This is a genomic window from Pseudomonas reactans, assembly GCF_013385825.1.
GTDB classification, from domain to species: Bacteria; Pseudomonadota; Gammaproteobacteria; order Pseudomonadales; family Pseudomonadaceae; genus Aquipseudomonas; species Aquipseudomonas reactans.
Genome location: NZ_JACAPG010000020.1, coordinates 40942 through 65092 on the forward strand (window position 1 = coordinate 40942; position 24151 = coordinate 65092).

The following is a 24151-nucleotide window of genomic DNA, read 5'->3' on the forward strand; positions in this document are numbered from 1 at the left end:
GCCTCGGCGTTTTTTATTGAGACTATCAAGGCATCAAGGACGATAGAGAATCGCCGACCCCCAAGACAAGCCCACACCAAACCCGCTGATGGCCACGCGTTTCCAGGTGGCGTCCATCACGTGCTTTTCCAGCAACAGCGGAATGCTCGACGACACGGTGTTGCCGGTCTCGACCATGTCCTTGATGAACTTGTCCACCGGTGCATCTTCAAAGCGTCGCGCCACGGCGTCGACAATCGCCGCACTGCCCTGGTGGATGCAGAACGCGTCGATCTCGTCGGCCTTGAGATCCGACTCATTGAGCAGCTCGTGCAAATGCGCCGGCACCTTGAGCAAGGCGAAGTTGAATACCTGACGGCCATTCATGAAGAACACGCCATCGCTGACCTTCAGGTGCGGCGCGCCGGAACCGTCGGTGCCGAACTTGGACTTGCCCAGCAACCACGGCGCGTCTTCGCCCATCCAGGTAGCCGTAGCGGCATCGCCGAACAGCATGGTGGTGTTGCGGTCTTCCGGGTCGACAATCTTGGAGTACGGATCGGCAGTGATCAGCAGGCCGTTTTTCAGGCCGGCGGCTTCCATGAAGCCCTTCATCGCGTAGATGCCGTAGACGTAGCCGGAGCAGCCCAGGGAAATATCGAACGCAGCGACGTGGGTCGGCAAGCCGAGTTTGTCCTGGACGATGGCAGCCGTGTGCGGCAAGCCCTCTTCATCGCCGTTCTGGGTGACGACGATCAGCGCGTCAATCGACTCGCGCTTCAAATCCGGGTTGTTGGCAAACAAAGCGTTGACCGCCTCGACACACAGATCGGAGGTTTCCTGCGCCGCTTCCTTGCGCGGCAGGAACGCCGACCCGATCTTGCCAATGATGAACTCTTCATCCTTGGCGAATTTGGCACCCTGGGCGTAGTTATCGATCCCGTCTGCCGGCACGTAACTGGCGATGCTTTTTATGCCAATCATTGTGGCTTCCCAATACTAAATAGCTGGAGAACACCCCTGGGCCACGCCCGGAGTGCTGACAATAAAGGGGATAACCCCATAAAAATCTCGCTGAAAGCCGCCTCGCAAGGACCCTGTGACGACTTATCCTTTTCACACGATACAGTGAAGATGCGCTTTATGACTCACAGGTCACTCAATTGTGTGTGCTTTGTGCAAAACCTTCAAACAATTAAATCCCGGAAACGACAACGGCCCGCTCTGTTTCCAGGGCGGGCCGCTTGGGGTGGCGCCGATTACATCTTGTTGAACAGGCTCAACTGGGCAATTTTAACAAAGGCCAGCTGCGAAGCCTGCAGCATGGTTTGCTGCAACGTCAGGTTGATGGCAGCCTCACCGATATCGATATTGGCCAGCGAGCTCATCGTCTGCGAATTAGCCAAACCCAAGCTCGCGTTCTCCTCTGCCTGTATATCCAAAGCGTTCTGACGAGCACCGATAGAGCCGCGCACCTGATCAATCTGAGTCTTGGCGTTGTTCAGGTTGCCAATGGTCTTGGCCACCACATCCTTAAGCTTGTTTTGCGCAACAAGATTTCCGTCCGTTGGCGCCTGCAAGGTTTTGCGCAATTGACTCAGGGTATCCAGCACATTCTCGTTCTTGGTACTCGTGGCCCCAACCGCAAATTGATCACCCGGCCCTGGCGGCGGCGTGGCGGTCACATCAAAAGTAACGCCAGCCACAGTGATCGAGGTCGCGCCAGCTGCCAGGGTGCCGCTAGCAATTGACTTGCTGTCCGGCGTGTAAGGTTGCGCAAACACATCATAAGTGCCGCCTGCGCCGAACTTGATCATGGCGCCCGAGTTGGGGAAGGTGCTGGCGTAAGCCGCAGGGTCCGTCACCTTGCCTCCACTCATTTGCGCAGATGTCGGGTTGCTGGCGGTACGCGACACACTGAATACATCCGGCTTCGTACTGAGACTGAAAGACTTGCCGGCAACCGCCGCATCAGTCGGAGCACCCGGTGCCACATCCTTGCCCAGGTTCAAGCTGATATCGAACTTCACACCTCGCAGATTGACACTGGACGCGCCCTCCTTCGTTGCATCAAAGGTACCATTGCCAGGAATTTCCGACGTGATGTCGTTACCGTCTTTGTCGGTTACGCTGTATTGGGTGCTGCTGCTGAATGTCAGCTTATAGGGCTGGCCGTCGGCAAAGCTCTTACTGTAGGTAGTGCCGGACGTAATCAGGCCAGAGGAAATTGCTACCTTGCCGTCATCCACAGCAGGTGGTACCAGGATCCGCGTTGCCTGGGTTCGCCCCGTGTTGGGAGAACCTTCAAGCAGAGATTTGCCGGTGTCTCCAGCTGACATCGTAAGGCTATTCGAAATCTGCAGGCTCAGCGGGGTCTCATCGCCTTGATAAGTGTAGGTGCCATCGTTGTTACGGGAATAGGGAGGGGTCTCTGTCTTACTTCCCGAGAACATGTACTTGCCATTGGCATCCTTGGAGTTGAGCAGGCCGAGTATCTGGTCTTCAAGCGCCCCCACTTCGCTGGCAATTGACTTGCGATCGTCGTCACTGATGCCAACGTTACCGGCACGCAGCGCCAGCTCGCTGGCTTTCTGCAGCGCGGTGTTGACACTATCCAGCACGCTTTCTTCGTTCGTAAGGGAGTTCTTCAAACTATTAATGTTGCCGTTGAACTGCCCCAGCATATCTTTCTGTTGTTGCAACAAAAGCAGTCGGGCAGCGGCAACAGGATCATCGCCCGCAGTTTGCACCCGCACACCGGAACTCGCTTGATCCTGGGCCTTCACCACACTGGAATAGTTATTTTGATACTGATTTGCACTGACTTCGTAAAACTGCTGTGTAGAAATACGCATCGTCCCAGACTCCTTTAAAGGGCATTGATCAGTGTGCTGAAGGTTTCTTGCGCAGCTTTGATGATCTGCGACGACGCGGTGTAGTACTGCTGGAATCTGATCATGTCGCCCGCCTCTTCATCCAGGTTGACCTGAGAGACTGAATTACGCGCATTTTTGTTGGCGGTCAGCAGCGCGTTGGTCGCCGTGCTGTCGGAAGCTGCCGAAGCGGCTTTGCCGCCCACGGTCGATACCAACTTGCTGTTGGCCCCCACCAGACTGGTACCGCCACTGCCATCCGCAGCCGTACCAACAGTCGCCTTGGTCTGCAGGTTGAGCAGTTCCTGGGCGTTGCGGTTGTCGGACTTGCCGGAGGCGTTGAAGGAAAAGGTGGTGCTATCACCGCCAGCCGGCGAGCCGCCCACTGTAGTGTCGAAGCTGAAACTTTTGGCCGGCGTCACCAGCGCACCGTTGGCATCGCGCATAGGGACGTTGATCGTAATTTTATTGGCCTGCCCCGGGACGATGCTGCCGGTGCCGATCGGGTTACCCTGCGCATCATTGACCGTATACGACTGAGTACCATCGGCGGCCGGTTTGCCGAACACCATCTTCACCGGCATCGAATGCTCGATACCCGTACGCAATTGAGCGGAATTGGCACCACCGTAGATGTCCACGGGCAGGGTCAGGGTAGGCGGCGTGAAGGTACCGGTGCCCGAATTGGTCTTGCTGGCTTCGCCCAGCAATGGCGCAGCAAACGCAATCTTGCTCGGGTCAGTGAGCACCGTGCCGATGTCTTTGGCACCGTTGGCGGTCGGGCTGACTTTGAAGCTGTCACCCGTGGCCATCGGGCCCTTGCCGTCGAGTGCCAGGGTAAAGCCATCGATCACTGCAGGTGGGGTGGCGTTGATATTGAACGTGCCCATGGCCTTGCCATCGGAACGCACCACGGTGACGTTGTTCGGGTTGGCGCTGTCGCTGAAGGTGACTTTGTAATCGAAGTTGGTCAGCTTGCTGCTGTCCTTGATCGTCACGTTCAGGTTGCCGGAGCCAGCACTATTGCCAGCCGACGCCTGGCTGCGCTGGGCAATGGCGACGGCGCTGTTGATGTCCTTGAACAGCGAGGCGCCAAACTGGCCGTTGAGGTCCAGGCCCTGGCCCAACTGCTTGTTGATGGTGTCTGCGGTGACGATGGCAAGACGCCCCAGGTCATTGATGGCTGGCATCAGGACGTCACTGCGATAGCGCAACAGACCGCCGATGCTGCCGCCGCTGATCACGTCGCCCAGGTCGAGCGATTCACCGCCGCCCACGTTGAGCTGGATGGTGAACTGGCTGGTGTCGTTCTTGCTCGGCACTGCGGAGATGGTGTTGGACTGATCACCCAGCACCAACGACTGGCCGGAACCGGTGCTGACACTGAATACACCGTTCTTTTCCGTGGCGGTCACGCCGACCAGTTCATTCAGCGAACGCACCGCCTCGGCACGCGCATCCAGCAGATTGGCCGGGGCCGAATTCGACGAACCCTGTGCCTGGGAGATCTGTTTGTTAAGGGAGGCAATCGACGACGTCAGCTTGTTGACCTGATCGCTCATCGATGTCAATTGGCTGTTGATCGTCTCTTTCTGCTGACCTAACTGGTTGGAGATCGAGTTGAAACGATTACTCAGTGTTTGCGCACTGGTGAGAAAGAGCTGACGGGCCGAGCTGTCACTCGGGTTGGCAGAAGCAGTCTGCGCGGCAGCGAAGAACGCGCTGAGTACCGCCGACATGCCGGTGGTCTTGTCCGACAAGGTCTTGTCGACGGCACTGACCTGATCCAGGTACGCCTTGGCATCGCTGTTGAGCGCAGTGCTGTTCTGGTAAGCCGTATCGAGGAACTCGTTATACACCCGACGCACATCGGACAGGGTAGTGCCGCTGCCGATGAACACGCCGCCAAACTGGTTCACCGCACTCGCGTTCTGAGTGGTCTGCTGGCGCGAATACCCTGGGGTATTCACGTTGGCAATGTTGTTACTCAAGACCGACAACGATCCTTGAGAGGCGTTGAGCCCCGACATCCCGATACTGAGCAAACTCATGGTTCAGACCTTATAAATGTGTGGTTGCGCCAGCGGCAGCGTAATTCTGGTAACTGTCCATCGTTTTGGCGATCTGCGAAATCTTGCTGGCATAGGCCGGATCGGTGGCGTAACCGGCTTTTTGCAACTCGCGAACAAACTGTTCCGGGTTGTCGGCCGACTTCACAACTTCTTTATAGCGATCATTGCTTTGCAGCAACGTCACCAGGTCATGGAAGCTGTCCTGGTAAGAATCGTAGGAACGAAACTGCGCCGTTTCCTTGACCATCGCCCCATCACGGAACTCACTGGTGATCGCGCGAGCTTGGCCGCCCTGCCAACTCTGGCCGGCCTTGATGCCGAACAGGTTGTGGCTGCTGCTGCCGTCTTCGGCGCGCATCACCGATTTACCCCAGCCGGTTTCCAGGGCGGCCTGGGCCACCAGGTACTTCGGATCGACACCAATACGGGCGGCGGCGGCCTTGGCCATCGGCAACATGGTGGCGACAAACTCATCCTGCGAACTGAAGGCTTTCTTCGCCGGCGCCAACGGTGGCTGGGCCACGGCGCGGCCGTAGACCTGCATGCGCCCGCTAGGCACGGCGAAAGTACGCGCCGCACTGTTGACGACATTGTCGTCAGCGGCGCTGTTACGCAGTGGCGCGGCCTTGGCTTCGCCGGTCACCTGGGTGCTCGGCACAATGCCGGCAAGCAGGCGATCAGTCAGCTTGCTCGGCAAGGCGATGCGCCGCTGGTTCATCAATTCCATGTCATTGCTATGGGCCGACGGGGCACCCGCCTGTGGCTCAGCCACGCGGTAAGCCCACAGCGGACGCTGGCCATTGGAGCGGCCCAAAGGCCCATCAGCCTGGGTGCCTGCGGCAATTTCTGTCGGCACATCAACTTTCTTCACAGGCTCAGCCGCCGCCGGGCCTTGCAAGGTGGCGGCCTGGGCCTCCACTGGTTTGTTCTTCTGCATCTGGCGCATCAGCACGTCGGCCAAGCCGATACCACCGCCTTCGCGGGACATCGAGACTGCGAGCTGCTGGTCGTACATTTCCTGGTACTGCTTGGCGGCCGGCGTGTTCATCGGGTTGTCCTTGCCCAACGCCTCGGTGGCCGAACGCATGGACTTGAGCATCTCGCTCAGGAACAACGATTCGAACTCCTGCGCCACCTTGCGCATGTTGCCTTCGCTGTTCTTGTCGGCACCGACCTTGAGCTGGTTAAGCCGGTTCAAGTCGGAGTAGGACCCCGAGTCCGCCGTGCTGCTGATCCCGCTCTTGCGCATATCCATGGCCATGGCCTCAGATCACAATCAGGTCGGCTTGCAAGGCGCCGGCCTGTTTCAATGCTTCGAGGATCGCCATCAAGTCGCCGGGCGCAGCGCCCACCTGGTTCACCGCGCGGACAATCTCATCCAGGGTGGTGCCAGGGCCGAACTTGAACATCGGCTTGGCTTCTTGCTGGGCGTTGACGCGCGAACGCGGCACCACCGCCGTCTGGCCGTTGGACAACGGTCCAGGCTGGCTGACGATCGGGTCTTCGGTGATGGTCACGGTCAGGCTGCCGTGGGTCACCGCTGCCGGCGACACCTTGACGTTCTGACCGATCACGATGGTGCCGGTACGCGAGTTGATGATGACCTTGGCCACGGCCTGGCCTGGGTCGACCTCAAGGTTTTCCAGGATCGACAAATAGTCGACGCGCTGGCTGGGGTCCAGTGGCGCGGTCACACGGATCGAGCCGCCGTCGATGGCCTGGGCCACGCCAGGGCCGAGCATGTCGTTGATCTTGTCGACTACGCGCTTGGCGGTGGTGAAGTCGGAACGGTTGAGGTTCAGGGTCAAGCTGTTGCCCTGGTTGAAGCCGCTTGGCACGGTGCGTTCAACCGTGGCGCCACCTGGGATCCGACCGGCTGACGGCACGTTGACGGTGATCTTCGAACCGTCACGACCTTCGGCGTCAAACCCGCCCACCACCAGATTGCCCTGGGCAATGGCGTAGACGTTGCCGTCGATACCCTTGAGGGGCGTCATCAGCAAGGTGCCGCCGCGCAGGCTTTTCGAGTTACCAATGGACGACACGGTAATGTCCACCACCTGGCCCGGCTTGGAGAACGCCGGCAAGTCAGCACTGATCGACACCGCCGCGACGTTTTTCAACTGCACGTTGCCCGAACCCGCCGGCACCTTGATGCCGAACTGCGAGAGCATGTTGTTGAAGGTCTGCAGGGTGAACGGAGTCTGGGTGGTCTGGTCACCCGTACCGTTGAGCCCCACTACCAGGCCGTAGCCGATCAACTGGTTGGAACGCACGCCGGAGATGCTGGCGATGTCCTTCAGGCGTTCGGCCTGGGCGACAGCGCTCAAGGAAAGCAGGAGTGCGGCCGCCATCAGCTGTTTGAAGTTCAAAGTGGCCACCTAGAAAGGGAACAGCGGGCTAAGGAAGAAACGGTCGAACCAGCCCGGTTGGCTTGCATCAGCGAACGAACCTGTACCCGAGTAGGTGATGCGCGCATCGGCAATCCGCGTCGACGGCACAGTGTTGTCGGTGGAGATGTCATCGGCGCGGACCATGCCGGCAATGCGCACCAGCTCGTCGCCGGTGTTGAGAGTCATCCACTTTTCACCGCGCACGGCGATGATGCCGTTGGGCAATACGTCGGCCACAGTCACGGTGATCGAACCGGTCAGGCTGTTGCCCTGCCCTGCCGCGCTCTTGCCGTTGGTGGCGCGGTCGCCGCTGTAGCCGGCGCTGAGGCTGAGGTCGCCATCACCGAGCGGGTTGTTGGTGTTGGGCACCGCACCGAACAACGAGGTCAGGCCGATGTTGGCCTTGCTGGTCTTGCCGATCTGCGAGTTGGCGTTCTTGCTCGCCTGGGTGCGCTCGTTCAGGGTGATGGTGATGATGTCACCGACCCGGAACGCCTTGCGGTCGCTGTACAGGTTCTGTTCGAAACCGGCCTGGTAGATCGAGCCGTTGTTGGCGGCCGCTGGCAACGGCGTGCGTGGCAACACCGGCGCGTAGTACGGGTCATTGGGTTTTGGCGTCGGGGCGACACAGCCCGCGAGCACGGCAATCCCACTCAATGCCAGAACAGAAACATAGCGATTCATGACCCTTACCTCACGGTGTTGCAGGCGCCCTCAAGAGCGCCCCATAGACTTGATTACAGATTCTGCGTTACGAACGAAAGCATCTGGTCGGCGGTGGAGATCACCTTGGAGTTCATCTCGTAGGCGCGCTGGGTGGTGATCATGTTGACCATCTCCTCAACCGTGCTCACGTTGGAGGTTTCCAGGGTGCTTTGCAGCGTGGTGCCGAAACCGTTCAAGCCAGGGGTGCCGATTTGCGGCGCGCCGCTGGAGGCGGTTTCCAGGAACAGGTTGTTACCCATGGCTTGCAGGCCAGCCGGGTTGATGAAGTCGGCGGTCTGCAGGTTGCCGATCACTTGCGACGCGGGGTTACCGGCCACGGTGATGGACACGGTGCCGTCGTTGCCGACGGTGAAGGTCTTGGCGTCGGCGGGAACGACCACGGCCGGTTCGAGGGCGAAACCGTTGGCGGTGACGATCTGGCCGTTGGAGTCCAGGTGGAAAGTACCGTCACGTGTGTAGGACGTGGTGCCATCCGGTTGCAGGATCTGGAAGAAACCACGGCCGTTGATGGCCATGTCCAGCGGCTGGCCGGTCTGCTGCAGGTTACCGGCGCTGAAGTTCTTCTGAGTGCCGACGATCTGCACACCGGTACCCAATTGCAGGCCCGACGGCAGTTCGCTGTCCTGGGTCGACTGGGCGCCTGGCTGCTTCTTGATCTGATAGAGCAAGTCCTGGAACTCGGCACGGTCACGTTTGAAACCCGTGGTCGACACGTTGGCCAAGTTGTTGGAAATGGTGGTCAGGTTGGTGTCCTGGGCGGACAGGCCTGTTTTGGCAACCCATAGAGCCGGAAGCATGCTGTTCTCCTCTGCGCGCCTGTTTGTTGGCGCTACATCACAAATTAATTAGTGGGCTGCAATCAGCTCATCTGCATGACGCGAGTCATGGCCTGGTCGTCTTCCTTGGCGCTGTTCATCATCTTGATGTGCAGCTCGAACTGCTTGGAAAGCGCCAGCACTGCGGTCATTTCTTCCACCGCGTTGACGTTGCTCGCCTGCAGGAAACCCGAGGTCAGCGTGACCGTCGCGTCAGCCTGGGCCGGCTGGCCATCCTTGGTGTGGATGGTGCCGTCGAGGCCTTTATTCATGTTCTTCAGGTCCGGCTGGACCAGCTTGATGCGGTCCACTTCAGCCATCACCCGCGGGCCTTCGCCCATGGCGCGGATGCTGATGGTGCCATCAGCCCCCACTTCGATTTTCTGCTGGGGCGGCACGGCAATCGGACCACCGTTGCCCATGATTGGCATGCCGTTGCCGGCCCGCAGCACGCCCAATGCATCGACGTTCATGCTCGCGCTGCGCACGTAGGCTTCGCTGCCGTCCGGGGTCTGCACGGCCATCCAGCCATTGCCGCTGACGGCAACGTCCAGGTCACGGCCGGTCTCGATCATCGCGCCAGGAGAAAAGTCAGTGCCCGGGCGCTCAGTCAAGGCAAACGCCCGCGCCGGAAAGCTGTCACCGAACACCGGCATCGAACGCGCCTGCTCCAGGTCACGTTGGAAACCATTGGTGGAAATGTTCGCCAGGTTGTTGGCATGGGCCTTCTGCGCCAGAGCATTCTGGCTGGCGCCGGTCATTGCCACATAAAGGTACTTGTCCACGCTCTTTCCTCTTTCTGACGGACGCTTGCCGCCCACCGCTGTACTGATGAGGCTTAAGCAATTTGCGAACCAACTTTTTAAAAGAGGGTGAAGTCCAGGCGGGGCGGGGTTTTGCGGGCGGGTTTCAAAAAACGGGTTCAGAAGGAGAGTCGAAAAAACGGCGGACTTATGCCGCTGACGGCAAAAAACCACTCGCGGTGATGGCACCTAGCTTCCGCCTACGGGGCTAATCTGATGAAACACATGACAGAGGTGGGAATCGCCGGCCTTTTTCTGGCGGGTACGGGATGGCCTTTTTCATGTTCTTTTGTATTCAACTCTTTCAAGTTTGCTCAACGCCTTGAGCGCCGCCAGCCTCACGGCGGTAAAAACACGTCAGCATATATGTTGTTCTATTGATTTTAATCAGCGCCAGACAAATCCGACTTCTGGCCAGATGAGTCCTCTCCCTACTTTACATTTACTGATCAAATCCCGCTTGGCGAATAAAATCGACCGTCTTACTTTCCACTCATCGCAAAGCAGTCACGACTTCTTTTCGATCGTTCGCCACGACCTCCTCTATTAACTTGCCAGGACCACCAAAATGTCTGGAATTGGAAATGCATTTATGCAGCCTCCCGCACACTGGGAATCACATTTTTCTTACAATGACAGGCTAGACCGTTTCGAACCGTTAGCGACGCTGTCACCCGCCCAACGTCGCCAACTGGAATCCCACCCGGAACTTAGCCCTAATAACGAGCAATACTGGGAGAGTCTATTCTCGGCAGACGACTTTGAAACAGACCCGGACCATTTTGATTTGGACCCTTCGGTATCGGCGTTTCATGAGCTGCTCAGCACCATTGCGGGCAGAATCATTGAAACCGACTTGGGTGTCTCGGCGAACGATGTGCGCGCCGGCCAATATGGCGCACTGACACGCGGCGCTCTAAGGGAACTTGAAAAACTGGATAAGAACCAGGACTACCGATTGATCACAATCACTAGAGAGGATAATGACTCAATGATTGGTTCACATGCATGGGCCCCAGTCAGTGGAGGAACACCCCTTGTCATCCAGACATGGAGTGATAACTTTCGCTTCCCTCCCGATGGCGCCGAAGTACTACACTCCATAGACTTGAGCATGCTTGAAGAGCGATATACCGACCAAGGGCTTTCTGCCAATGAGCTGAGATCCGGAAAGTATGGGCGCCTGCCCCCGGATATCATGCTAAGTCTCGAAAAGCTGCAAGAAGACAAGGACTACGCACTGACTACATTTCGCAGCCAACCCTCAGGAGGCGATCCTTATATGGCGTGGGTAGAAAAAGGCACAGGACATTCCGTAGTCATTGGCCCGTATAGAGAGCATCTGATGTACGGATAAAGCGCTCCAATGTATGAACACCTTCATCGCCGCAAGCACCTGAACACTGCGCCCATCAAGCACCGTGTTCAGGTGCTTTAGCCCGCGCTCTCCTTACTGACGCCATGGTCCCGCAGCTTGTTCGCAATCGTTGTATGGGAGACTCCCAGGCGCTTGCCCAACTGTCGACTGCTCGGATACTCGGCATACAGGCTTTCCAGCACCGCCTTCTCGAAGCGACCAACAATCGCCTCCAAGCCTCCCTCCAGGGAAAAATCGCCAAGCGGCTGACGCACACCGTAGTCTGGCAAACGAATATGCTCAACCTTGACCGTACCGCCCTCGCACAACGACACCGCCTGGAACAACACGTTTTCCAACTGCCGTACGTTCCCCGGCCAGTGGTAGTGGCTCAGGCGATCCATGGCTGCTGGCGCCAGCTTGGGCAACGGGCAGCCGATCTGGCGACTGGCCTGGTCGAGAAAGTGATCAACCAGCGGCGCCAACCCATCGAGGCATTCGCGCAGCGGTGGAATATGCAGCGACAGCACGTTGAGACGGTGATAGAGGTCCTGGCGGAATTCGCCACGCGCGCACAACTCGGACAAGTCCACTTGGGTGGCGCAGATCACCCGTACGTCGAGGTACACCTCTTCATCGCTGCCTACGCGACGGAAGCAACCGTCCTGCAGGAAGCGCAGCAATTTCACCTGCAGGCGCGCGCTCATTTCCCCGACACCATCGAGAAACAATGTACCGCCCGCCGTCAGTTCCAACAGTCCCAGCTTGCCTTCGGCCCGCGCACCTTCAAAGGCGCCGGGGCCATAGCCGAACAGTTCGGTCTCGGCCATCGACTCTGGCAAGCCCGCGCAATTAAGCGCCATCAACGGCGATTGCCCACGCGGGCTGGCCAAGTGACAGGCGCGCGCCAGCAGTTCCTTGCCGGTGCCGGTTTCGCCTTCTATTAATAGAGGTGCATCCAGCGGCGCCATGCGTCGGGCTTCGCGCACCACGGCGGCCATGACTTTGGAGCTTTGGAAAATGCTGTCGAAGCCACGCAGCTCCTGCTTGCGCACGTTGTAGATGCGCTCACCGACGCGGTCGGCGCGGTGCAGGGTCAGCACGGCACCGGCCATGGCCTCGCTGTCGTCATGTTCGGAGGATTGCAGCGGAGCGATGTCCGCCAGGAACACGTCACCCTTGACCTTGACCCGCAGGCCGTTGATCCGCGATTTGCTGGCGCGCACCAGTTCCGGCAAGTCGAAGTCCTCGGCATACCGCGACAACGGAATGCCCGGCACCTCATCCACCCGCACGCCGAGCAACTGCGCCGCTGCACGGTTGGCGGCGACGATGGAGCCGCCCATGTCGATCGACAGTACCGGGAACTCCAGCGCGCCGAGCAGTGCATTGAGCTCCATATGCCGCCGCTCGCTGGGCATCAACCCTACCCTTTTGACGCCAAACACCCCGGCAATCGCCTCGAACTGCGGGCGCAGCGCCTGGAACTGCATGTTCACCAGGTTCGGGCAAAACAGGTAGATGGCATTGCCATGCTCACCGCCCACCTCGCCCTTGGCGACGTTGACGCCGTATTCCACCAGCAGGTTGAGAATGTCCCGCAGGATGCCGATGCGGTTCTGGCAGTGCACTTTGATACGCATGTAGAGGCCCGAAAAGTGGGGAGGCGCCGCGTCTTTTTGTCGCCGGGCGCAGATAGTCGTCAAGATTATGTGACAGCTTGCGAGCTTTTCCCAGCCCGACACAACGGCCAACCTCACAGACGTAACGAATACTTTACGGAAAATGGTAACTTTTCCTACTTCAAGCCGTTTTAAACAGATGGAATCTGGCCGCGCACGGGTTATCAATAAGCTCATCGCAGGACATAACAAGAACGAATGCCTAGCAGGAGAGCCGTATGAAGCAGACGCAGTACGTGGCCCGCGAGCCCGATGCGCAAGGTTTTATCCACTACTCGCCGGAAGAACATGCGGTGTGGAACACCCTGATCACTCGCCAGTTGAAAGTGATCGAAGGTCGCGCCTGTCAGGAATACCTGGATGGCATCGAAAAGCTCGGCCTGCCCCATGACCGCATCCCGCAACTGGGTGAAATCAACCAAGTGCTGGCCGAGACCACCGGCTGGCAGGTCGCCCGCGTGCCGGCGCTGATCCCCTTTCAGACGTTCTTCGAATTACTCGCCAGCAAGCAGTTTCCAGTGGCGACGTTTATCCGCACCCGCGAAGAACTCGACTACCTGCAAGAACCGGATATTTTTCACGAGATCTTCGGCCACTGCCCGCTGCTGACCAACCCCTGGTTCGCCGAATTCACCCACACCTACGGCAAGCTCGGCCTGGCGGCCACCAAGGAGCAACGCGTGTACCTGGCGCGCCTGTACTGGATGACCATCGAGTTCGGCCTGGTGGACACGCCCGCAGGTCGACGCATCTACGGTGGCGGCATTCTGTCGTCGCCCAAGGAGACGGTGTACAGCCTGTCGTCCGAGCCCGAACACCAGGTGTTCGATCCGCTGGAGGCGATGCGCACGCCGTATCGCATCGACATCCTGCAACCGCTGTACTTCGTACTGCCAGACCTCAAGCGCCTGTTCGAAGTGGCGCAGGAGGACATCATGGGCATGGTGGAACGTGGCATGCAGTTGGGTCTGCACGCACCGAAGTTTCCTCCAAAGCCCAAGGCGGCTTGAACCTTACATCTTGAGGCCAGGTGAGTCTGTTCCCTGGCCGCGCGTTGCTTTAGGGTGACGCTACTGATCTTCAATCATTCGAATTCAGGACACCACCATGACCACCTTGAACCAAGCCCACTGCGAAGCCTGCCGTGCCGATGCCCCGCAAGTCAGCGACGAAGAACTGCCGGTACTGCTCAAGCAGATCCCCGACTGGAACATCGAAGTCCGCGACGGCGTGATGCAACTGGAAAAGGTTTTCCTGTTCAAGAACTTCAAATTCGCCCTGGCCTTCACCAACGCCATGGGTGACATCTCCGAAGCCGAAGGCCATCACCCAGGCCTGCTCACCGAGTGGGGCAAGGTTACCGTGACCTGGTGGAGCCATTCCATCAAAGGCCTGCACCGCAACGACTTCATCATGGCCGCGCGCACCGACGAAGTGGCCAAGGACGCCGAGGGCCGCAAGTAATGCATTTCGATGCCATTGGCCGCGTGCCCGGCGACCCGATCCTCGGGCTGATGGACCTGTATGCCCAGGACAGCAACCCGAACAAATTCGACCTGGGCGTGGGCGTCTATAAGGATGACCAGGGCCTGACCCCGATTCCACACTCGGTGAAGCTGGCCGAGCAACGCCTGGTGGACACGCAAACCACCAAGACCTACATCGGCGGCCACGGCAATGCGGCGTTCGGCAAGCTGATCAGCGAGCTGGTGCTCGGCGCCGATTCTGCGCTGCTTCGCGACCACCGGGCCGGCGCCACCCAGACGCCGGGCGGCACCGGCGCCCTGCGCCTGAGCGCCGACTTCATCGCGCACAACCTGCCCGGTCGTGGCGTCTGGCTGAGCAACCCGACCTGGCCGATCCACGAAACGATCTTTGCCAAGGCCGGGATCCCGGTGAGTCATTACCCTTACGTGGGCGCTGACAACCGCCTGGATGTGGCGGCGATGCTCGCCACCCTGTCCAGCGTGCCCAAGGGCGACGTGGTGCTGCTGCACGCCTGCTGCCATAACCCGACCGGTTTCGACCTGTCCCAGGACGACTGGCGCCAGGTGCTGCAGATCGTACGTGATCGCCAATTGCTGCCATTGATCGACTTCGCCTACCAAGGCTTCGGCGATGGTTTGGAGCAGGACGCCTGGGCCGTGCGGTTGTTTGCGGCCGAACTGCCGGAAGTGCTGATCACCAGTTCATGCTCGAAGAACTTTGGCCTGTACAGCGACCGCGTAGGCGCGTTGATCGTGTGTACGGCGGATGCCGAAAAACTGACGGATGTGCGCAGCCAACTGGCCAACACGGCGCGCAACCTGTGGTCGACGCCGCCGGACCATGGTGCTGCGGTAGTGGCGACCATCCTGGGGGATGCCGAGCTGAAAAAGCGCTGGAGCGAGGAAGTCGAAGCCATGCGCTCGCGGATCGCACACCTGCGTTCGGGGTTGGTGGAGGCGTTGGCGCCGCACGGTCTGTCGGAGCGGTTTGCGCACATCGGGGCGCAGCGTGGGATGTTTTCCTATACCGGCTTGAGTGCCGAGCAGGTGAAGCAACTGCGCGAGAAACACAGCGTGTATATGGTGAGTTCGGGACGCGCCAACGTGGCGGGAGCTGATGCCACACGGTTGGCGTTGCTGGCCGAAGCCATCGCCGACGTTTCCCGCACCTGACACCTCACCCTGTAGGAGGCGGCTTGCCGGCGATGGCGCCCTCAAAATTGCCATCGCCGGCAAGCCGCCTCCTACGAGGGAGGTTGTGTTTCAGCCAGCAACCATTTCGGCTTTGAGCTGCGCCTCCTTGGCCTGCGCATCCGCCAACCGATACAACTCGATACTCCCATCCCAGTGCTCGATCAACGCCGTGCACGACTCCACCCAATCCCCGCAGTTGAGGTAATCCACCTCGCCCACCTTGCGAATCTCCGCATGGTGGATATGCCCACAGACCACGCCATGCAACTCGCGCTTGGTCACCTCGTGGGCGATGGCTTCTTCGAAATCGCTGATGAAGTTCACCGCCGTCTTGACCTTGTGCTTGAGGTACGCCGACAGCGACCAATAGCCATAGCCGTAGCGCGCACGCCAGTGGTTCAGCCAGCGGTTCAGCGTGAGGGTGAACTCGTAGGCCGAGTCACCGAGGAACGCCAGCCAGCGGTGGTAGCGGGTGATCACGTCGAACTGATCGCCGTGGATCACCAGCAGATGCCGGCCATCGGCAGTCACGTGAATTGCTTCGTCGACCAGTTGGATATTGCCCAGGATCAGCTTGGAATAGCGGCGCAGGAATTCGTCGTGATTGCCGGTGACGTAGATCACCTCGGTGCCACGCTTGGCCATGGTCAGCAGGCGGCGGATCACGTTGGTATGGGCCTGGGGCCAATACATGCCACCGCGCAGTTTCCAGCCGTCGATGATGTCACCGACCAAGTAGACCTTGTCGGCGTGATAGCCCTTGAGGAACTGCGACAAATGTTCGGCCTGGCAATCCCGGGTGCCCAGGTGCACATCGGAAATCCACAGGGTACGAACCCGTTGCTTGCGGCTGGGCTTGGCGAACTCGGCACTGGTCATGGGCATCCCTCGACGGTGTTTTCGCGAGCTTGCGCCCTGGCTATTAATAGCCCATGACAACCGTGCGTCAGTCTGATGACAGCGCTCAGGGCGCGCAAAGCGTTGTAGACTGCCAGCTTGCCGCCCAGGAGACCGCAATGGGACCCACCCTCACCCTACGCCACTACGTCGAAGCGCCCCTCGCCCACAGCCATGACCATGCGCAGCTGGTGTTCGGCCTGTCCGGGCACCTGGACCTAGAAGTGGACGGCCGTGGCAGCCAGGTACGCGAAAGCAGCGTGATGGTGCTGCCCTTCTCTGCCCACCATGCGTGCGGCAGTCGCGATGGCAGCCGTTGCCTGGTGCTGGATGTGCCGACCGAGCATTGGGTGCTGCAATCGCTGGGCGAGCATGCCGATGCCAGTCGCCGCCTGCTCGACCAGCCCGCGCGGCTGACTTTGGACTCGCGGCAAAGCCAGCTAGTGCAATGGCTGGCGCACAGCCCGGTGCATGACCCGTTGATCGTGCAGCAAGGCGCGGTGCTGTTGCTGGCCAGCCTCAACCATCCGCTGGACCCACCTCTGCAGGGACGGCGCCTGCCGTACGCAGCATTCAATCAACATATCGAACGTCACCTTGCGCATCCGCTGCAAGTGGCTGACCTGGCGCGTATCGCTGACTTGTCGGTGGCGCGACTGCACGCACGGTTCATGGCGGAATGCGGGCAAACACCGATGGACTATATCCGCAGCCGTCGCCTGCACATGGCTTTGGACCTGCTGCGCCAAACACCTCTGCCCATAGGTGAAATTGCCGATCGCGTCGGTTACGCCTCGCAAAGCGCCTTCGCCGCCGCGATGCTGCGAGAGTTTGGCGCCTCGCCGGGCGCTTTGCGTCGCAACCCGTAGGAAGAGTTTCGCGATAAACCTCGCGAGCCGGACGACAGACACCCACGCGGGCGACCCACTAGACTGCGTTTCTGTCACCCCCATGACTCAAGGATCGCAATGACTCCCCGTTCAGCCCTCGGCGCCCTGCATATCGGCGCATTGATGTTTGGCCTCACCGGCGTATTCGGCAAACTGGCGGCCGCCTCCCCGGCCATCATCGTCTTTGGGCGCGCCGTATTTGCCGTGGTAGCACTGGCAGTCTTCGCACGGTTCGCCAGCAGCACCGCCTGGAAAACCCTGGAGCTGCGCGACTGGCGCCGACTGCTGATCAGCGGCGTGTTGCTGGCGGCGCACTGGGTGACCTTCTTTATTGCAGTGAAGGTGGCCGGCGTGGCAGTTGCGACCCTGGGCTTCACCGCATTTCCGGCCTTTACCGTGATCCTCGAAGGGCTGATTTTCCGCGAACGCATTCGCGCCAACGAAGTGGTGCTGGTCGTACTGGTCAGCGTCGGCCTGGTGTTGGTTACCCCCGACTTCAACCTTGCCAGCGAAGCCACTGGCGGATTGCTCTGGGGAATAGCCTCGGGGTTGCTGTTTTCCCTGCTGTCACTGAACAACCGCGCCAGTTCCGGACGTATCCCGGCGGTGCAGGCAGCGCTGTGCCAGAACGTAGTGGTCGCTGTGTGCCTGCTGCCCGTGGCGGCGCCTGGCCTGACAGAGGTGCGCGCAATCGACTGGTTGTGGATCGGTTTGCTCGGCGTGTTCTGCACTGGCCTGGCCCATAGCCTGTTTGTCGCCAGCCTCGCGGTGATCAAGGCACGTACCGCCTCGGTGGTGTTCGCCATGGAACCGGTCTACGGCATCACCGCGGCCTGGCTGCTGTTTGCCGAAACCCCAACGTTGCGCATGCTGTTGGGTGGTGTGTTGATCATCGTCGCAATCGTGCTGTCGGGGTTGATGGGCGGTGCCAGCCAGGCCAAGCAGCCTGCGGCAACGGCCTGATCTATACTTTGAATATCCGCAACAGTCTGCAGTCGTTCAACGGATAACCGACAGCTCGATGACAGCCTGGGTATTTTCTGAAGTTGCTGCACGCGAGTGGTCACAACCTCAACGCGATGCGGGAGCTTTACCATGGAAATGCTCATCAATTTGTTAGTGCAGATCATCAGCGGGGCCGTCGGCGGCAACATCGCCGGCATGACCAAACAGAGCCTCGGGACCGGGCTCAATACCCTGATCGGCGGTGTCGGCGGGCTGGTGCTCGGCCAAGTCGTCGCGGCACTCACGGGCACCTCGGGCGGCGAAGCCCTGGACGTGGCGGCAGTGGGCAGCAACATTGTCGGCGGTGGCGTCGGCGGACTGGTGCTGACGTGGGTGATTGGCTTCATCAAGCAAAAGATGGCGGCCAAATAACCACCGTGTCACCGCCCTACGGGGCGGTGACTTTCACTGAGTGCGGTCGTTATGCCCCAGGTCACGCTGCGGGTCGATCTGGTCACGTACGCGCTGCTTGAGCACCTTGGCCTCGGGAAAACCGCCGTCCGCCTTGCGCTCCCAAATCTGCACACCGTCGCAAGTGATGCGAAACGCGCCGCCCGTGGCCGGTTCCAGCGACACCTTGCCCAAGTCATCGGCAAACGTACTCAGCAGTTCCTGCGCCAACCACGCGGCGCGCAGTAGCCACTGGCACTGGGTGCAATAGGTGATGACGATCTCGGGTTTGATCGAAGACATAATTTGAGAGGCTCCAGGCGTAACGGGCTCAGCGGATCGAGTGGCTATAATAGCGGCCTTTATCGCCCAGCCTCGAGATTCATGATGCGCCGCCTGCTGTCCTGCCTGTTTCTGTGCCTACTCCCCCTTATCGCCGACGCCGTTGAACCGCCACGCCCGAAAATCGGCCTGGTGCTGTCTGGCGGCGCCGCCCGTGGGCTGGCGCATATCGGCGTGCTCAAGGCGCTGGAAGAACAAGGCATTCAGATCGATGCCATTGCCGGCACCAGCATGGGCGCGGTGATTGGCGGGCTGTACGCCTCGGGCTACAAGATCGATGAGTTGGAAAAACTGGCGCTGAGCATCGACTGGCAACAGGCACTGTCCGACGCACCGCCTCGGGAAGACGTGCCGTTCCGGCGTAAGCAGGATGACCGGGATTTCCTAGTCAAACAGAAACTCAGCTTTCGCGACGATGGCAGCCTGGGCCTGCCACTGGGCGTAATCCAAGGCCAGAACCTGGCGTTGCTGCTGGAAAGCATGTTCGCCCACAGCAGCAACACGCGTAACTTCGACAAGCTGCCGATCCCCTTTCGCGCGGTGGCGACCGATATCACCACCGGCGAGAAAGTGGTGTTCCGCAAGGGCCACCTGCCCCAGGTGATCCGCGCCAGCATGTCGATCCCGGCGGTCTTCGCACCAGTGGAGCTGGACGGCCGGCTGCTGGTGGACGGTGGCATGACCGATAACATCCCGCTGGATGTGGCGCGGGAAATGGGCGTGGATATCGCCATCGTCGTCGACATCGGCACGCCTCTGCGTTCGCGCAAGCAACTGGCGACGGTGGTGGACGTGCTCAACCAGTCGATCACCCTGATGACCCGGCGCAACTCTGAAGAACAACTCAAAGCCCTGCACCCCAAGGACGTGCTGATCCAGCCGCCCCTTGCTGCCTATGGGGTAACCGACTTCGGCCGCGCCAAGGACATGATCGATGCCGGTTACCGCGCCACCCGCGCCCTCGATGCCCGCCTGGCCCACCTGCGCCCCGCCGAGCCGATCGACCCCCAACTGGTAGCCGCCCGCACCCCCGGCGAACGCACGCCGGTGATCACCGCCATCAACGTGGAGAACGACTCGAAAGTCAGCGACGACGTGATCCGCTACTACATCCGCCAACCCTTGGGCGAGCCGCTCAACCTAGGTCGCCTGCAAACCGACATGGGCACCCTGTACGGCCTGGATTACTTCGAGCAGGTGCAATACCGCGTGGTAAAAAAGGGCCAGGACAATACTCTGGTGATCAGCGCGCGCGGCAAACGCAGCGGCACCGACTACCTGCGCCTGGGTTTGAACCTGTCGGATGACATGCGCGGCGACAGCGCGTTCAACCTCGGCGCCAGCTACCGCATGAACGGCATCAACCGCCTCGGCGCCGAATGGCTGACGCGGGTGCAGATCGGTGATCGCCAAGAGCTGTACAGCGAGTTCTACCAGCCAATGGACACGGGCTCGCGTTACTTCGTCGCGCCTTACATCAGCGCTCAAGCACAGAACGTCGAGCTGATCCTGGACAACGATCCCATCTCAGAATATCGCTTGGAACGCTACGGCTTCGGCTTGAACGTAGGGCGGCAGATCGGCAACAGCGGCGAAATCCGCTTTGGCGTCGGCGAAGCCTGGGGCAAGGCGGACGTGCGCATCGGCGACCGGGATTTACCCAGTGTGAGTTTCAGCGAAGGCTTCTACGAGCTGAAGTACTCCTTCGACTCCCTGGACAACGTGTACTTCCCCCACACCGGCGAAGACATTGGCCTGGCGTACCGCGAATTCGAGCCGGGGCTGGGCTCGGACCAGCGCTATCGTCAATGGGAGTTCAAGCTCGACAAAGCCATGAGCCACGGCCCGGACACCCTGGTACTGGGTGGTCGCTACGGGCGCACACTGGATGATTCGGATGTGGTGATTTCCAGCTTCCTGCTGGGCGGCGCGCGGCAGCTGTCGGGCTTTCGCCAGGACGCAATCTCGGGCCAGAACATCAGCCTGATGCGCGCGGTGTACTACCGCCGGCTCACACCGCGTTCGTACCTGCCGCTGGATTTCCCGCTGTACCTGGGAGCGTCACTTGAGCGTGGACGGGCGTGGAACAACGACAATGAATTCGACAGCGGGTATATCAACGCCGCGAGTATTTTCCTGGGGTTCGATACACCGCTGGGGCCGCTGAATTTCAGCTATGGGTTCAATGATGATAATCAGAAGGCGGTGTACCTGAACCTGGGGCAGACGTTCTAAAAACGTCGTTCGCAAAACCAATGTGGGAGCTGGCTTGCCTGCGATGCAGGCACCTCGATTTTTTCAGTTGCTCCGAGGTGACGCTATCGCAGGCAAGCCAGCTCCCACATTTTCGACCTGCGGCGTATGCAAGGTCAGGATTTTTCCAAGTTAGCCAGTATGTGCCCATGCACGCGCATACACACGCTCAAGTCGGCTTCGTCCACGCCTACAAACAACTCATGGCGCAGGGCGGTGGCGATGGTTTCGATTTGTTCGATTAAAGGTCGGGCGGTGTCACACAGCAGGATGCGCTTGGCACGACGGTCTTCCACCACCGCCTGACGTTGCACCAGGCCCTGGCCTTCAAGGCTGTCCAGCAGGCGGGCCAGGGTTGGCCCTTCGACGCCGACGCTTTGCGCCAGCTCACGCTGGGTGGGTGCTTCTTCAAAACGAGCGAGGTGCAGCAGCACCAGCCAGCGCGCCTGGGACAGGCCTAGCCCGGCCAGGCGACGGTCCAGTTCTGCACGCCAACCACGGGACATCTGCGCCAACTGCATGCCAAATCGGTGTTGATCGGTTAACGGCATAAAAAACTCATGTTTTAGACTGAAAATAAAGTGTGGCTAATTATTAGTCAGCTAAGCATGAGCTTCGCAAGTAGGCAAGAGTTGCTATGTACTGATTCGTTACATTGTCGTAATTGGCGCACTAAATTTCGAATTCTGACTGCAAAGCCGCCCGCACGCAGTACAAAACACCTTCAGGAACACGCCCGGTAAACAGCGGAGCAATCTCCGCCACAGGTGGCAATTCGCCCTCCCCGTCCAAGAAAGCATCCTGGATCTCGCCGAGCAGATCCTCCGGCAAATCAAGGGCTTGTTCCAAGGACAACTGCTGCTTGCCGATGGATTCCGCAAGCAAGGTGTAGACGTTCTTCTCCGAGCATTGCAATTGGCCAGCGATCTGCATCGGGGTCATGCCAGCACGTGCCAGGCTGATCAGTTCGTGGCGAATATCGGCGACTTCCTTCGGTGCTTCAGCCTGGCCGCCGAGCACTTCTAGGAACGCCTGGCCGTAGCGCTCCAACTTGCGTGCACCGACGCCGCTGACCCTGGCCATTTCCGACATAGTCGTAGGTTGCTCGCGCAACATCTCCAACAGCGTCGAGTCGGGGAAAATAACGTACGGCGGCACGCTGTGTTCCTGAGCCAGTTTGCGGCGCAGGGTGCGCAGGGCTTCCCATTGTTCGCGTTCTTCGCCACGTACAAGCTGACTGGCCTGGCTGGTGCTGGTCTTGGCGGTGGTCTGCGGCTTGAGATCACGGCGCAGTTCCAGCGTCACTTCACCCTTGAGCAGCGGACGACAACTGTCGTTCAAGCGGAGGCCGCCGTACCCTTCGATGTCGATATCCACCAGGCCGCGCGCCACCATCTGCCGGAACAGCGAGCGCCACTCGCCTTCGGCGCGAGCCTTGCCGACGCCGTAGACCGAGAGTTTTTCATGGCCGAAGCTGCGTACCTTCTCGTTGTCCTTGCCCAGCAACACATCCACCAAGTGGCCGACGCCGTAACGCTGGCCGGTGCGATAGATGGCGGACAAACCCTGGCGCGCCGGCTCGGTGGCGTCCCAGGTCTGCACGCCGTCCACGCAGTTGTCGCAATGGCCGCAAGGCTCGGGCATGTCTTCGTCGAAATACGCCAGCAAGGTCTGGCGACGGCACCGGGTTTCCTCACACAGCGAGAGCATCGCGTCGAGCTTGTGCTGCTCCAGACGCTTGTGACGCTCGTCGCCTTCGGAGTTCTGCAGCATCTGCTTGAGCATCACCACATCTTGCAGGCCGTAGACCATCCACGCATCCGCCGGCAGGCCATCACGGCCGGCACGACCGGTTTCCTGGTAGTACGCCTCAAGGGATTTTGGCAGGTCCATGTGCGCAACAAATCGCACGTTGGATTTATCGATACCCATGCCGAACGCAATGGTGGCCACCATGATCAGGCCTTCCTCGTTGAGGAAGCGTTTCTGGTGAGCCGAACGCGTGTCGTTGGGCAGGCCGGCGTGATACGGCAACGCCGGATAGCCTTGCTCGCAGAGAAACGCAGCCACTTCATCGACCTTCTTGCGCGACAGGCAATAGACGATGCCCGCATCGCTGCGCCGCTCGGAAAGGAACGCCAGCAACTGTTTGCGCGGCTGCTCCTTGGGCACGATACGGTAGAAAATATTCGGTCGGTCAAAGCTCGACAGGAAGCGCTCGGCGTTCTGCAGATGCAGGCGCTCGACGATTTCTTCGCGGGTACGCTTGTCGGCAGTGGCGGTCAGGGCAATGCGCGGCACATCGGGAAACAGCTCCGCCAATTGGCCAAGCTGCAAATATTCGCGACGGAAGTCATGACCCCATTGCGACACGCAGTGAGCTTCATCAATCGCGAACAGGGCGATTTCCAGGCTCTGCAAAAAAGCCAGCATGCGCGGCTGCACCAGACGCTCGGGGGCCAGGTACAGCATCTTCACTTCACCGCGCTTGATGCGAGCGGCGAGGTCACGCTGCTGTTCGGCACTGAGGGTGGAGTTCAACGATGCGGCGGCGACACCCAGCTCTTCCAGGGTTGCCACCTGGTCGTCCATCAATGCAATCAAAGGCGACACCACCACAGCCAGGCCATTGCGCAACAGCGCCGGCACCTGAAAGCACAACGATTTACCGCCGCCGGTAGGCATCAGCACCAGGGCGTCACCGCCACTGGCCACGCGCTCAATGATCGCACCCTGGCGGCCACGAAAACTGTCGTAGCCGAAGATGTCCTTGAGGACGCGTTGTGCCTGTTCGAGCATGTAAAACTCCAAAATAGTGCCGAAATCCCTCTGTACAGGCTGGCCGAAAAAAACCGCTTTCACGGGAAATAATCCGTAAGCGAAGTTTTCGCGCACTGGGCTTGGCCTGCAAGGGCATCACAAAACGCGGCAGTATACCCGAGCGCTCCCCGGCAAAGGGCGCCACTGACGAATAGCGAGCGCTATCTAAAACC

21 protein-coding genes are annotated in these 24151 nt (G+C 59.8%); 8 read left to right on the forward strand and 13 right to left on the reverse strand.

All coding sequences use genetic code 11. The annotated features are described in order from the left end of the window. Positions 1-33 precede the first annotated feature (33 nt). The 8 genes from HX868_RS22785 to HX868_RS22820 form a co-directional block, all read right to left on the reverse strand. Positions 34-963 carry a ketoacyl-ACP synthase III gene (locus HX868_RS22785; protein ID WP_010208730.1) on the reverse strand — a complete coding sequence of 310 codons (930 nt, stop codon included), beginning with the start codon at positions 961-963 and terminating at the stop codon, positions 34-36. 275 nt (positions 964-1238) lie between these two features. Further along, positions 1239-2834, reverse strand: coding sequence for a flagellar hook-associated protein 3 (locus HX868_RS22790; RefSeq protein WP_177004440.1), 1596 nt, complete (start codon positions 2832-2834; stop codon positions 1239-1241). A gap of 14 nt (positions 2835-2848) precedes the next feature. Continuing rightward, positions 2849-4903 carry a flagellar hook-associated protein FlgK gene (flgK, locus tag HX868_RS22795; RefSeq protein WP_177004441.1) on the reverse strand — a complete coding sequence of 685 codons (2055 nt, stop codon included), beginning with the start codon at positions 4901-4903 and terminating at the stop codon, positions 2849-2851. Between the two features lie 10 nt (positions 4904-4913). Continuing rightward, positions 4914-6185, reverse strand: a complete 1272-nt coding sequence (gene flgJ / locus HX868_RS22800) for a flagellar assembly peptidoglycan hydrolase FlgJ (RefSeq protein ID WP_061449189.1) — start codon at positions 6183-6185, stop codon at positions 4914-4916. Positions 6186-6189: 4 nt separating this feature from the next. After that, positions 6190-7278, reverse strand: a complete 1089-nt coding sequence (locus tag HX868_RS22805; protein ID WP_033901075.1) for a flagellar basal body P-ring protein FlgI — start codon at positions 7276-7278, stop codon at positions 6190-6192. Positions 7279-7305: 27 nt separating this feature from the next. Further along, positions 7306-8001 (reverse strand): flagellar basal body L-ring protein FlgH, encoded by a 696-nt coding sequence (gene flgH / locus HX868_RS22810; protein ID WP_033900737.1) that lies wholly within the window; start codon positions 7999-8001, stop codon positions 7306-7308. Positions 8002-8054: 53 nt separating this feature from the next. Further along, positions 8055-8840 carry a flagellar basal-body rod protein FlgG gene (gene flgG / locus HX868_RS22815; protein ID WP_005790105.1) on the reverse strand — a complete coding sequence of 262 codons (786 nt, stop codon included), beginning with the start codon at positions 8838-8840 and terminating at the stop codon, positions 8055-8057. Positions 8841-8902: 62 nt separating this feature from the next. Beyond that, positions 8903-9643: a flagellar basal body rod protein FlgF gene (locus HX868_RS22820; RefSeq protein WP_015885209.1), complete on the reverse strand. Its 741-nt coding sequence runs from the start codon at positions 9641-9643 to the stop codon at positions 8903-8905. A gap of 586 nt (positions 9644-10229) precedes the next feature. On the opposite strand from HX868_RS22820, the gene HX868_RS22825 reads away from it, so the two are divergent. Further along, entirely contained in the window at positions 10230-11018 is a 789-nt protein-coding gene (locus tag HX868_RS22825) for a hypothetical protein (RefSeq protein ID WP_177004442.1), read from the forward strand. 77 nt (positions 11019-11095) lie between these two features. On the opposite strand, the gene HX868_RS22830 is transcribed toward HX868_RS22825, so the two are convergent. Continuing rightward, complete coding sequence (locus HX868_RS22830) at positions 11096-12661, reverse strand: sigma-54-dependent transcriptional regulator (protein WP_177004443.1); 1566 nt, start codon at positions 12659-12661, stop codon at positions 11096-11098. 257 nt (positions 12662-12918) lie between these two features. Between HX868_RS22830 and phhA the strand changes: the two genes are divergently transcribed. The 3 genes from phhA to HX868_RS22845 all read left to right on the forward strand — a co-directional run bounded on the left by phhA (position 12919) and on the right by HX868_RS22845 (position 15360). Further along, the gene (phhA, locus tag HX868_RS22835; protein WP_177004444.1) at positions 12919-13710 is read left to right on the forward strand and encodes a phenylalanine 4-monooxygenase; all 792 of its coding nucleotides are present in this window, start codon (positions 12919-12921) and stop codon (positions 13708-13710) included. Positions 13711-13807: 97 nt separating this feature from the next. Further along, positions 13808-14164, forward strand: coding sequence for a 4a-hydroxytetrahydrobiopterin dehydratase (locus HX868_RS22840; RefSeq protein ID WP_016976549.1), 357 nt, complete (start codon positions 13808-13810; stop codon positions 14162-14164). Continuing rightward, positions 14164-15360 (forward strand): amino acid aminotransferase, encoded by a 1197-nt coding sequence (locus HX868_RS22845; RefSeq protein ID WP_177004445.1) that lies wholly within the window; start codon positions 14164-14166, stop codon positions 15358-15360. Before HX868_RS22840 ends, HX868_RS22845 begins: the two co-directional genes overlap by 1 nt. A gap of 90 nt (positions 15361-15450) precedes the next feature. Here the strand turns inward: HX868_RS22845 and HX868_RS22850 are convergent, their stop codons facing one another. Beyond that, the gene (locus HX868_RS22850) at positions 15451-16260 is read right to left on the reverse strand and encodes a UDP-2,3-diacylglucosamine diphosphatase (RefSeq protein ID WP_033900731.1); all 810 of its coding nucleotides are present in this window, start codon (positions 16258-16260) and stop codon (positions 15451-15453) included. Between the two features lie 137 nt (positions 16261-16397). On the opposite strand from HX868_RS22850, the gene HX868_RS22855 reads away from it, so the two are divergent. The 3 genes from HX868_RS22855 to HX868_RS22865 all read left to right on the forward strand — a co-directional run bounded on the left by HX868_RS22855 (position 16398) and on the right by HX868_RS22865 (position 18545). Further along, positions 16398-17147, forward strand: coding sequence for an AraC family transcriptional regulator (locus HX868_RS22855; protein WP_177004446.1), 750 nt, complete (start codon positions 16398-16400; stop codon positions 17145-17147). A gap of 99 nt (positions 17148-17246) precedes the next feature. Then, a complete protein-coding gene (locus HX868_RS22860; RefSeq protein WP_095017129.1) occupies positions 17247-18131 on the forward strand; it encodes a DMT family transporter in 885 nt (294 codons plus the stop codon). Positions 18132-18263: 132 nt separating this feature from the next. Beyond that, a complete protein-coding gene (locus tag HX868_RS22865; RefSeq protein WP_016976544.1) occupies positions 18264-18545 on the forward strand; it encodes a hypothetical protein in 282 nt (93 codons plus the stop codon). 33 nt (positions 18546-18578) lie between these two features. On the opposite strand, the gene HX868_RS22870 is transcribed toward HX868_RS22865, so the two are convergent. Further along, complete coding sequence (locus HX868_RS22870) at positions 18579-18866, reverse strand: Rdx family protein (protein ID WP_038849162.1); 288 nt, start codon at positions 18864-18866, stop codon at positions 18579-18581. A gap of 84 nt (positions 18867-18950) precedes the next feature. On the opposite strand from HX868_RS22870, the gene HX868_RS22875 reads away from it, so the two are divergent. Then, entirely contained in the window at positions 18951-21140 is a 2190-nt protein-coding gene (locus HX868_RS22875) for a patatin-like phospholipase family protein (RefSeq protein WP_095017130.1), read from the forward strand. A 134-nt stretch (positions 21141-21274) separates the two neighbouring features. Here HX868_RS22875 and HX868_RS22880 read toward each other — a convergent pair whose 3' ends face one another. Beyond that, the gene (locus tag HX868_RS22880; protein ID WP_028617350.1) at positions 21275-21709 is read right to left on the reverse strand and encodes a MarR family transcriptional regulator; all 435 of its coding nucleotides are present in this window, start codon (positions 21707-21709) and stop codon (positions 21275-21277) included. 121 nt (positions 21710-21830) lie between these two features. After that, positions 21831-23957 (reverse strand): DNA helicase RecQ, encoded by a 2127-nt coding sequence (gene recQ, locus HX868_RS22885; protein WP_177004447.1) that lies wholly within the window; start codon positions 23955-23957, stop codon positions 21831-21833. Positions 23958-24151 lie beyond the last annotated feature (194 nt).